Origin of the sequence: Longimicrobium sp. (assembly GCA_036387335.1) — a bacterium.
GTDB lineage: Bacteria > Gemmatimonadota > Gemmatimonadetes > Longimicrobiales > Longimicrobiaceae > Longimicrobium.
This window is the reverse complement of record DASVTZ010000143.1, coordinates 22,325-32,795: the sequence shown is the minus strand read 5'-3', so window position 1 is coordinate 32,795 and position 10,471 is coordinate 22,325. Positions and strand designations below refer to the sequence as shown.

Sequence of the window (10,471 nt, the reverse complement as noted above, 5' to 3'; positions counted from 1 at the left end):
GAGGTACACAGCGAGGAGTACGAGCGCCTGGTGCGCCGCCAGCTCGAGCTGCTCGGCGAGGACGCCGAGCGCGAGGGGCTCAAGAAGACGCCGCTGCGCGTGGCGAACGCGATGGCGTGGCTGACGCGGGGCTACGGGCTGACGGCGGCGCAGGTGGTGGGCGATGCGGTCTTCGCCGAGAGCCACGAGAACATGGTCATGGTGCGCGACATCGAGATGTACAGTCTCTGCGAGCACCACCTGCTCCCCTTCTTCGGCAAGGTGCACATCGCCTACATCCCCGACGGGCACATCGTCGGGCTCTCCAAGCTGCCGCGCGTGGTGGAGGTGTTCGCGCGGCGCCTACAGGTGCAGGAGCGGCTGACCGAGCAGATCGCATCCGCCATCATGGACGTGCTGCGCCCGCAGGGAGTGGGTGTGGTGATCGAGGCCGCGCACCTGTGCATGATGATGCGCGGGGTGGAGAAGCAGAACTCCAAGACCGTCACCAGCGCCATGAAGGGGATCTTTCGCGAGGACCTGCGCACGCGCGACGAGTTCCTGCGGCTGGTCACGGGCGGCACGCTGGTCTGACCACGGGGACGGAAATGGACGACTCGATGCGGGGGAGGACGGCGCTGGTGACGGGCGCGTCGCGCGGGATCGGGCTCGCGGTGGCGCGCGCGCTGGCGGAGAGCGGCGCGTGGGTCGGGATGGTCGCGCGCGGCGGCGACGCCCTCGCCCGCGCCGCCGAGGAGGTGGGCGGCCACGCTATGCCCACCGACGTCTCCGACCCGTCCGCGGTGCACACGCTGGCCACCTACGTCGGCGAGCTGCTGGGCGACGCGCCGGACCTGGTGGTGAACGCCGCCGGCGCCTTCGCCCTCGCGCGCCTCGCGGAGACGGAGCCCGCCTCCTTCGACGCGCAGATCGCCGCCAACCTGCGCGCGCCCTTCCTGCTGGTGCGCGCCTTCCTCCCGCTGATGCTGGAGCGGGGGTCGGGCCACATCATCCAGATCGGCTCTGTGGCGGGGCGCGTGGCGTACCCGGAGAACGGGGCGTACTCGGCTTCGAAGTTCGGGCAGCGCGGCCTTCACGAGGTTCTCCTTCAGGAGGTGCGCGGCACGGGCGTGCGCGCCACGCTGGTGGAGCCCGCCGCCACCGACACCCCGCTCTGGGACCCGATCGACCCCGATTCGCGCGCCGACCTTCCCGACCGCGCGGCGATGCTGCGCGCGGAAGACGTGGCGCGCGTGGTGCTCTTTGCGGCCGTGCAGCCGCGCCACGTGCAGCTTCCTTACATCGCGGTGGAGGCCGCCGCATAGCGCCATGTTCCTGCTGAACGTCAAGGCCCACTACGACTCCGCCCACTTCCTGCGCAACTACCGCGGCAAGTGCGAGAAGCTGCACGGCCACCACTACGTCGTGGAGGCCGGCCTCGCCTTTGAGGACGTGGGCGAGGGGGGGATGGCCTTCGACTTCACGGAGGCCAAGCGCCATCTCCGCGCCATCGCCGAGCACCTGGACCACGAGAACATCAACGACCTCCCGCCCTTCACCGAGCTGGAGCCGAGCGCCGAGAACCAGGCCCGCTGGATCTTCCAGCAGATGCGCGACCGCCTCGGCCCCGACGGCGAGCACCTCGCCTACATCCGCGTCTGGGAGACCCCCAACCAGTGGGCCCAGTACTCCCCCCGCCCGATGTGGTGATGGCCCCGGGGTTGCCCGGAGGGCGACTAAAGTCGCGGCTACAACAGCGCAAAGTCCGCCTGCGCGGACTCCCGGGCGAGATCCGTGGCAGGGGCGCGATTCATCGCGCCCACCCCAAATCTTTGCCGCCCGCGCCGGTGCCTCGTAGGGGCAGCCCCGCGTGGCTGCCCGTGCCCCGTGGTGCGCCGAGGCCGGCGTCCACGAGCGAATGAACTCGCCGCTGGAACCTCACAAAGTCCGCCTGCGCGGACTGGTCGTGGAGCGCGAGCCCACTTCAGTGGGCTTCCCGTGGTTCCAGCCGGGGGATTCATCCCCCGGTTTTCGGCGCCCCGTTTCGGCGCCGGTTTTCATCCCCCGGCGATCGCGCCGCGGCACCGGTGCCCGCCTCCCGCACCGACCCCGCCCGCGCGGAGCCTGCGAAGGCAGGCTTCCCGCGGTTGTTGCAGCGGTTTCAACCGCCGGGCCCGCCCCAGTCCACCCTGGCCCACCTCGGCCGCACCTGACCGCCGATCCACCACCACCATGCACATCCTCCTCACCGACATCCTCACCTGCCCGCGCTGCGGCCCTGATCTCGGGCTGATCCTCCTTGCGGACCGGCTGGAGGAGCGGCGGGTGGTGCAGGGAAGCTTGGGCTGCTCCAACTGCCGCGAGATGTACCCGATCGAGGATGGCACCGTCGACCTGCGCGTCGCCGAATCCGCGCCCACGCCCGCGGCCGCGCCCGACCCGGACGCGGCGGTGCGGCTGGCGGCGCTGCTGGGACTGGCGGGAGCGGGCGGCACCGTGCTGCTGGCCGGCCCGGGCGCGGAGCTTGCTCCCGCCATCGCCGCCCTGGTGCCGGGGCTGCAGGTGATCGCCTTCACCGCGCACCCCGTCCGCGAAGACGGCGCGCCCGGGGTGAGCCGCGTCGCGGGCGGCCCGGCGCTCCCCGTGCGCGGCGGGATGCTGCGCGGCGTGGCGCTCACCGGCGGGGCGGAGACGCCGCTCACGGAGGCGGTGCGCGTGCTGGCGCCGGGGACGCGGCTGGTGCTGGACCCCGCGCCGGAGGGCGCGTCGGAGGAGCTCCGCTGGCTGGGCGCGGAGGTGCTCCTGGAGCAGGAAGGAGTGGTGGTGGCGAAGAAGCCCGGCCCCACGGCGGGGGCACCGGCGCGCTGACGGATTCGGTTGCGCACCCCACCCCTTCGCGGGTAACTTGGGACCCTTGCCGCATGGGCTCCACGGGGCCCGGCGGCACCCTCCACCTGGCTTCGGTCCGGTCCCCGAGCACACGCTTATCGAAACCGGAATGTCCTGGTTCAACAAGATCATCCACGGCCGACCTGGCTCGGACGCGCGGGATCCGGACTACTACGAGGAGGGGACCGTCCTCCTGCAGGACGAGAAGTTCCACGAGGCGCTCACCTCGTTCCGGCTCGCCCTGCGCGAAAGCCCGAACGACACGGACGTCCTGCAGCAGATCGCGGTGACGTACACCCGCATCGGGATGACGGACGAGGCGATGAAGACGTACCGCCGCGTCCTGGAGCTGAAGCCGCACGCGTCTGGAGCCCACTACGGGCTGGCGTTCCTCCTCCTCCAGCAGGCGCAGACGGACGAGGCGATCGCGCACCTGCGGGCATTCCTCGCACGCCCGCCGTCGTCGCCCCACGCGCAGCGGCACATCTCGCACGCGCGTGCCACGCTGGCGGAGCTGACCGGCGACGACGGCCCGCTCCCCGTGGGAGCGGAGCCGTAGCAGCATGAGCGGCGGTCCGGAACTGGCACTGGTGCTGATGACGGCGCCGGACGCGGCCACGGGGGAGCGGATCGGGCGGACGCTGGTTCAGGAGCGGCTCGCCGCGTGCGCGAACGTGGTGCCGGGTGTGGTGTCGGTGTACCGCTGGGAGGGGGAGGTGAGGGCGGATGGCGAGGTGCAGGTGCTGCTCAAGACGCGGCGCGCGCTGGTGGAGCGCCTCTTCGGCCGGGCGGCCGAGCTTCACCCGTACGAGGTGCCGGAGCTGATCGCCACGACACTGACGGACGTGGCCGAGCCGTACCGGAAGTGGGTGCTGGAAGAGACGGAGCACCAGCAGGGGGGAGGGGCGGAGCTCCCCCGCGCAACCAGGGTGGATGATGGTCCGGAATAGCAGAGACACAGATGGGGAAGACCTTCCGCCGGAGACGGGGCAGGATGCCGGGCCCGCGCGCGCCACGCGCGGCCCGCGGCGCGCACCCGCACGCGCCGCCGTGGTAGACGAGCCGCTGGACGACGCCCTCCTCGCCCGGCTGGACCGTGCGGACGAGCTGGCCGCCGCCGGCAGCGCCGCCGAGGCCGCCGAGGCGTACAGCGCCGTGATCGCCGTCAGCCCGGACCTGGTGCGCGCGGTGACGGGGCTGGGCGCCGCCCTCGCCGCGCAGCGCAAGTTCGACGCGGCGGAGAAGGAGCTGCGCCGCGCCCAGCGCCTGGCGCCGGACTCGTTCGAGGTTCACCTGCAGCTCGGCACGGCGCTCTACAAGCGTGGCGTGTACGCCGCCGCCGTCACCGCCCTTCGCCGCGCGGTGGAGCTGGACGGCACCTCCGTCCCCGCGTACCTGATCCTCGGCGAGGCGCTCAACCAGCTCGCCGAATCGGATGCCGCCATCGAGGCGCTGGAGGAAGCCGTCCGCCTTCAGCCCGAGAACTCGCGCGCCTACTACGCCATGGGCATCGCGTACGACCGCAAGGGCAACCCGGAGCGCGCCGCCGAGATGTACCGCCTCTCTCGCGAGACATCGAACCGCTGACCGTGTTGTCTCCACGACTTCGCCCCCGGTGCCGCCATGGTGCCGGGGGCGAGTTTATTTAAGACCGTCACACAGAGGGCACAGAGGGAACTGCAAGGTCACGGAGGAATGTCTCACGGGCCTTGACCATACTCTTCGTGACAAGCTGCGCACTGAATTGGTCGACAGGTGCACTGGTTTGCAGCACGCCTGCGTTGAAGAATTTTTGGGGAGTGGGTGTATCTCCGCATATTTCAACAGCTTTGGAAAAGTACGTTTTTGAACTGTATTGTGCGTAGGACGAGGCTCGTGATCCTGGATCACGGAATCATCCACTTTCATCTGGAGAACGCTCAATGCACCGCAGTACCGTAGTAATGCTGGGAGGCCTGGCCGTGGCCCTCGCCGCCTGTTCGGACCAGACGCCAGTCGCGCCGGTCGCCAGCCCGGCACCGAGCGCGTCCGTCGCACCGGCGGGAGCGCCGATCAAGGACCAGTACATCGTCGTCCTCAAAAAGGGCGCATCCGCCCGTTCGGCGGCGCGAGCCGTGGGCGCGGCGCCGAGCTTCGTGTATCAAGCCGCGCTCAACGGCTTCGCCGCGAAGCTGAACGCGGCGCAGCTCAACGCGCTCCGCAACAACCCGCAGGTCGAGCTCATCGAGCAGGACGGCTTGGTGGAGGCCACCGCCACGCAGAGCGGCGCGCCGTGGGGGCTCGACCGCATTGATCAGCGCAGCCGTCCGCTGGACGGCAACTACACCTACAACCGCACGGGCGCGGGGGTGACGCTGTACGTGCTGGACACGGGGATTCGCACCTCGCACTCCGACTTCGGCGGGCGGGCGACGGTGGGCTACGACGCCGTCGGCGACGGGTGGAACGGGCAGGACTGCAACGGCCACGGCACGCACGTCGCCGGCACCGCGGGCGGGAGCACGTACGGCGCCGCGAAGGGCGTGAGCCTGGTGTCCGTGCGCGTGCTGGACTGCAACGGGTCCGGGAGCTGGAGCGGCGTGATCGCGGGTGTGGACTGGGTGACCGCCAACCGCACCACGTGGTCGGTGGCCAACATGAGCCTGGGCGGCGGGGCGAACAGCGCGGTGGACCAGGCGGTGCAGAACTCCATCAACGCGGGCGTCACCTACGTGGTGGCCGCGGGGAACAACGGGGCCAACGCCTGTAACTACTCGCCGGCGCGCGTGACGGCGGCGCTCACCGTGGGCTCGGTTAACTCGTCGGATACCCGCGCCTCGACCTCCAACTACGGACTCTGCCTGGACCTGTTCGCGCCGGGTGTCAGCATCACCTCCGCCTGGAGCACGGGGGACTACGCTACCAACACGATCAGCGGCACCTCCATGGCTTCGCCGCACGTGGCGGGCGTGGCCGCGATGTACCTGGAGTACAACCCGGGCGCACTACCGGTGGACGTGGCGTACGCCATCAACGACATGTCGTCCAAGAACTACGTGTCGAGCCCCGGCTCCAACTCGCCGAACCGGCTGCTGTACATGGGCTTCATCACCGGCGGGACCACGACGCCTCCGGGAGGCGGCGCGCCGGTCGTTTCGGTCACGTGCGACGAGGGCAGTGGGTACTGCTGGGCCAGCGCTTCCGGCGGCACCGGCTCCGGGTACAGCTTCGAATGGACGCGCGCCAGCGAGGCGAGCGACGCCAACGGTTTCAGCGACGCCTACGTCATCTGCGGCACCATCGCCAGGAACATAGTCGTGTCGGCCACGGTCACGGACAGCAGCGGTGCGACCGGCACCGGCTCCACGTCGTACTACTGCCCCGGCAGCAGCGGCGAACTCCCCTGACGTTTGGCGGATCGTGAGTTGAGGAGCGAGGGCGGAGCCGGGATCACCTGGCTCCGCTTTCGCTTCTGCGGATGCGGGAAAAGCATCACACAGAGGGCTACAGAGGGACCTGCAAGACGCAGAGAACCCTTTCTTGCTGTTCTTCCTCTGTGTCTCTGTGTCTCTGTGTGAGCCCCGCAGTTGCAGTTCCTCGGCGTCTCCGCGTCTCCGCGTGAGCCCTGCTGTTCCTGGATACACACCGAAAGCTGATGCAGCCGATCGATCTGCAGTCCGACCTCGAGCTCGCCATCCGCGCCGCACGGGCGGCGACGGAGGTAATCCGACGCGCGTTCCGCGCGGAAATGGAGGTGCGCTACAAGGACGCCGACCAGCCCGTCACCGATGCGGACGTGGAGGCGGACCGCGTGATCCGCGAGGTGCTGATCGGCGGGCGGCCGGAGTACGGGTGGCTCTCCGAGGAGACCGCCGACTCCCCCGAGCGCCTGGGACGCGAGCGGCTCTGGGTGGTGGACCCCATCGACGGCACAAACTCGTTCGTGCAGGGGATCGCCGAGTTCGCCATCAGCATCGGGCTGGTGGAGGGGGACCGGGCGGTGCTGGGCGTGGTGTGCAATCCCGCCACCGGCGAGGTGTACCACGCGATCGAGGGCGGCGGCGCGTGGCTGAACGGCGCGCCCATCCACGTCTCGGACGGAGACGGGATGCCGCGCGTCCTCTGTTCGCGCTCCGAGCTGCGCCGGGGGGAGATGGATGGAGTCGGGGAGAGCTGCACGCTGCATCCGCTGGGGAGCACCGCGTACAGGATGGTCAAAGTGGCGGACGGCACGGGCGACGCCATCGTCTCGTTCGGCCCCAAGAACGAGTGGGACGTGTGCGGCGCCGAGGTGATCGTGCGCGAGGCGGGCGGGCGCGTCACGGGGCTGGATGGCGTGCCCTTCCGCTACAACCAGCCGCATCCGTCGTGGGCCGGCGTCGTCGCCAGCAACGGCCGGGTGCACCAGGCGGTGCTCGCGGCGGCGGGAGTACGGTAGAGCGGGCTCACTGGACGACGACGGTGCCACTCATGGAGGCGCCGTGCACCGAGCACTGGTACGCATACCGGCCCGGGGCCGTCGGCATCGTCACGGACTGGGTACCCGAGGTGAACACCGGCGTGGACACGATCTGGGCCGCGGCAAAGGTCGCGCTGTGCCGCTGGTTGTCCAGATTGTTGAAGTCGATCCGCGTGCCCGGCGCGACCGTCAGCGTAGGCGGATGGAACGCGATGCCCTGCATGGTCACCGCCGCCGTACCCGAACTCACGGGCGGAGGCGCCGCCGGGCCGGAGAACGGGTTCGAGAAGCGAGTCGCGGTCAGGAACGTCGAATCCGTGAGCGTCCCCAGGAAGGCGACCAGCGCGGCCTTCTCCGCCGGGGTGAGGCCGAGCCGCCGCGGGCTTCCGTCGGGCGCACGCAGACGTGGGTCGAGCCCGGGATTCGGCTGGACGCCTGAATCGTAGAAGTCCACCACCTGCGCCAGCGAGGTGAAGCGGCCATCGTGCATGAAGCGGCCGCGCGCCGCTACGTTGCGCAGCGACGGTGCTTTGAACGCCCCGTTTCCCGCCCCCGCGTCCGTGTTGGATGCATCGAGACCGATGTTGTGCGTTCCGTCGCTCACGTGCGCAGCCGTCGTGTGGCACGCGGCGCATCCCGAAGTGCGGAAAAGCTGCTCGCCGAGCTGCTCCTGGGGCGTGAAGACGCCGGCGAAGTTCGGCGGGCCTACCCCGGTGAACGCACGGTCGAACTTCGACCCGCCCGAGACCAGCGAGCGGACGTACTGCGCGAGCGCCCGGGCAATGCGGTCGCCGGTGACGTCCGAAGAGCCGAACGCCTGCGTGAACAGCGGCGCGTAGTGCGGCGTCGCCGACAGCTTGTGCACCAGCAGGTTGAGCGGCACCCCCATCTCCACCGGGTCCTGGATGGGGACGAGCACCTGCGCCTCCAGCGTCGCAGCCCGCTCGTCCCAGAAGAAGCGTCCGGGGCGGTAGAAGCGCGCGTTCGCGAGCGACGGGGAGTGGCGCCCGGTGAGCCCGCCGGCGAAGCCCACGCTGCGCGCCGGCGCGTCCGCGAAGCCCAGCGACTGCACGTGGCACGATGCGCACGACGTGCCGTCGCTCGCGGAGAGCCGCGTGTCGTAGAACAGTACCCGGCCCAGCGTGGCGCCGGCATTGGTGATCGGGTTGTTGGCGGGGGTGTTGTCCGCCGAAAGAGCGCTGGCTCCGCCGGGCGCGGAGGCGAAATGCGCGGGGAGCGGCCGGCTGGCGTCCGCGTACAGCTCCAATGCTGCGGGCAGCACGGGCGTGGGGAGGCCCGGCGCGAACGCGACGATGGCGAAGCGGTCGCTGATGGTGCGTCCCAGGGCGTCCATCGCGGTCACCGTGAGCTGTACGACGCCCGGAGCGGGCGGAGTTCCGGTGATGGTGGAGCCGCTCACCACCAGCCCGTCCGCGGCGCCGTCGATCGTCACCACGTAGGCGAGCCCGCCGCCGGCCGGGTCGGAGAAGACGGTGCCCGCCTTCGTAGCGTCGTACCGGACCGCCGTGCCCACGACGGCGGCGATCGCGCCGTTCGGCGACAGCAGTCCCGGCGCGCCGGCCGGTGCGGGAAGCAGGGGATCGCCGCCGCCCGCGTCGGTGCAGGCGGCCGCCGCCGCGCAGGCGAGTAGAACCAGGGCGCGGGGGAGGGAGAGCATGGGGGCTCGCGGGTGGAGGCGTGGAGGGTGCCGGTCCGGGTCGGCCGCGCGGTCTGCATCACCCACGCGGCTGTACGGGTAGACACTCCAGAGCCCTCGCACCCTATCGCATGGCGGGCGCCGGGAACTGGCCTTTGCGGCAGCCCGCACCCATATTGAGCCGAAACCACGAATCGTCACGTCGACCGCGGCACCCCCGCGCTCCCCATCCCCAAGCCTTGTGGATCCAATGATCCTGATCCTGCTGCGCTACGTGAAGCCGATCGATGAAGTGGAAGCCCACACCGCCGCCCATCGCGCGTACCTGGACGGGCTGTACCGCGAGGGGAAGCTGATCTTCTCCGGCCCCCGCGAGCCGCGCACCGGCGGCGTCATCCTCACCACGCTCGACAGCGAGGTGGAGGCGACCAAGATGATCTGCGACGACCCCTACTTCGAGAACGGAATCGCCGAGTTCGAGATCGTGCGGTTCAATCCGGTGAAGAGCGATCCGCGGTTCGCGGCGTTTTTGCCGCAGGCGGCGGGGGTGTAGGGGGGAAGTGCTAAGTGCTGAGTGCTAAGTGCTGGAACAGCAGTGCGTGAGTGCGTGAGTGCGTGAGTGCGTTTTCACTTAGGACTTAGCACTTAGCACTTAGCACTTCAGCCGTTAGCACTCGCTTGGCATCATACCCCTGGCTATATTCATCGATCATCCATTCCCTTACAGCGTACGTGGAGGTGCCCGATGGCCGGGCATAGCAAGTGGAAGCAGATCAAGCACAAGAAGGCGATCACGGACAACAAGCGCGCGGCCGCGTGGACCAAGCTGATCCGCGAGATCACCGTGGCGGCCAAGGCTGGGGGCGGCGATCCGTCCGGTAACCCGCGCCTGCGCCTCGCCATCGACACGGCCAAGGCGGCCAACATGCCCAACGAGAACATCGACCGCGCCGTCAAAAAGGGCACGGGCGAGCTCGAGGGCGTGTCGTACGAGGAGGTCACCTACGAGGCGTACGGTCCCGCCGGCGTCGCCATCATGGTGGACACGCTCACGGACAACGCCAACCGCACGGTGGCCGACCTTCGCAAGTGGCTCTCGCGCAACGGCGGCAACCTGGGCACCACGGGCTCGGTGGCGTGGATGTTCGACCGCCGCGGCCAGATCCACATCGACTCCGAGAAGTACGACGAGGAGAAGGTGATGGAGGCCGCGCTGGAGGCCGGCGCCATGGACGTGCAGGTGGAGGAAGGCGCCTTCACCGTGCTCACCGAGGTCGGCGACTTCCACGCCGTGCAGGACGCGCTGCGCGGGCAGGGGATCGTGTGGGAGGAGGCCGAGCTGGCGATGGTCCCCAAGACCGAGGTCAAGGTCGAGGGGCCGGACGCGGACAAGCTCGTCAAGCTGCTGGACCTGATCGAGGACATGGACGACGTCCAAAAGGTGTACAGCAACGCCGACGTGGATGTCGACAGCCTCGCCGAGGTCTGAGGCACCCCCAGCGGCCTCG

12 protein-coding genes are annotated in these 10,471 nt (G+C 69.9%); 11 read left to right on the top strand and 1 reads right to left on the bottom strand.

The genetic code is table 11. The annotated features are described in order from the left end of the window. The 9 genes from folE to VF647_13415 all read left to right on the top strand — a co-directional run. Positions 1 to 573, top strand: a 573-nt coding sequence (folE, locus tag VF647_13455; protein ID HEX8453103.1) for a GTP cyclohydrolase I FolE, incomplete at its 5' end; no start/stop codon positions are given. Between the two features lie 14 nt (positions 574 to 587). Beyond that, entirely contained in the window at positions 588 to 1,304 is a 717-nt protein-coding gene (locus tag VF647_13450) for an SDR family oxidoreductase (protein ID HEX8453102.1), read from the top strand. Between the two features lie 4 nt (positions 1,305 to 1,308). Then, on the top strand, positions 1,309 to 1,689 hold the full coding sequence (locus VF647_13445) for a 6-carboxytetrahydropterin synthase (protein HEX8453101.1): 381 nt from the start codon (positions 1,309 to 1,311) through the stop codon (positions 1,687 to 1,689). A gap of 522 nt (positions 1,690 to 2,211) precedes the next feature. Next, positions 2,212 to 2,847 carry a Trm112 family protein gene (locus tag VF647_13440; GenBank protein ID HEX8453100.1) on the top strand — a complete coding sequence of 212 codons (636 nt, stop codon included), beginning with the start codon at positions 2,212 to 2,214 and terminating at the stop codon, positions 2,845 to 2,847. A 130-nt stretch (positions 2,848 to 2,977) separates the two neighbouring features. After that, on the top strand, positions 2,978 to 3,427 hold the full coding sequence (locus tag VF647_13435) for a tetratricopeptide repeat protein (protein ID HEX8453099.1): 450 nt from the start codon (positions 2,978 to 2,980) through the stop codon (positions 3,425 to 3,427). 4 nt (positions 3,428 to 3,431) lie between these two features. After that, complete coding sequence (cutA, locus tag VF647_13430; protein ID HEX8453098.1) at positions 3,432 to 3,818, top strand: divalent-cation tolerance protein CutA; 387 nt, start codon at positions 3,432 to 3,434, stop codon at positions 3,816 to 3,818. Further along, positions 3,802 to 4,455 carry a tetratricopeptide repeat protein gene (locus VF647_13425; protein ID HEX8453097.1) on the top strand — a complete coding sequence of 218 codons (654 nt, stop codon included), beginning with the start codon at positions 3,802 to 3,804 and terminating at the stop codon, positions 4,453 to 4,455. The genes cutA and VF647_13425 overlap by 17 nt, the downstream gene beginning before the upstream one ends. Before the next feature lie 335 nt (positions 4,456 to 4,790). Then, positions 4,791 to 6,254 carry a S8 family peptidase gene (locus VF647_13420; GenBank protein ID HEX8453096.1) on the top strand — a complete coding sequence of 488 codons (1,464 nt, stop codon included), beginning with the start codon at positions 4,791 to 4,793 and terminating at the stop codon, positions 6,252 to 6,254. Between the two features lie 248 nt (positions 6,255 to 6,502). After that, positions 6,503 to 7,285, top strand: a complete 783-nt coding sequence (locus tag VF647_13415; GenBank protein ID HEX8453095.1) for a 3'(2'),5'-bisphosphate nucleotidase CysQ — start codon at positions 6,503 to 6,505, stop codon at positions 7,283 to 7,285. A 7-nt stretch (positions 7,286 to 7,292) separates the two neighbouring features. Here VF647_13415 and VF647_13410 read toward each other — a convergent pair whose 3' ends face one another. Then, positions 7,293 to 8,984 carry a cytochrome c peroxidase gene (locus VF647_13410; protein HEX8453094.1) on the bottom strand — a complete coding sequence of 564 codons (1,692 nt, stop codon included), beginning with the start codon at positions 8,982 to 8,984 and terminating at the stop codon, positions 7,293 to 7,295. A gap of 229 nt (positions 8,985 to 9,213) precedes the next feature. On the opposite strand from VF647_13410, the gene VF647_13405 reads away from it, so the two are divergent. Both VF647_13405 and VF647_13400 read left to right on the top strand, forming a co-directional pair. Further along, the gene (locus tag VF647_13405) at positions 9,214 to 9,516 is read left to right on the top strand and encodes a YciI family protein (protein ID HEX8453093.1); all 303 of its coding nucleotides are present in this window, start codon (positions 9,214 to 9,216) and stop codon (positions 9,514 to 9,516) included. A gap of 192 nt (positions 9,517 to 9,708) precedes the next feature. Beyond that, a complete protein-coding gene (locus tag VF647_13400; protein ID HEX8453092.1) occupies positions 9,709 to 10,452 on the top strand; it encodes a YebC/PmpR family DNA-binding transcriptional regulator in 744 nt (247 codons plus the stop codon). The last annotated feature ends 19 nt before the right edge of the window (positions 10,453 to 10,471 follow it).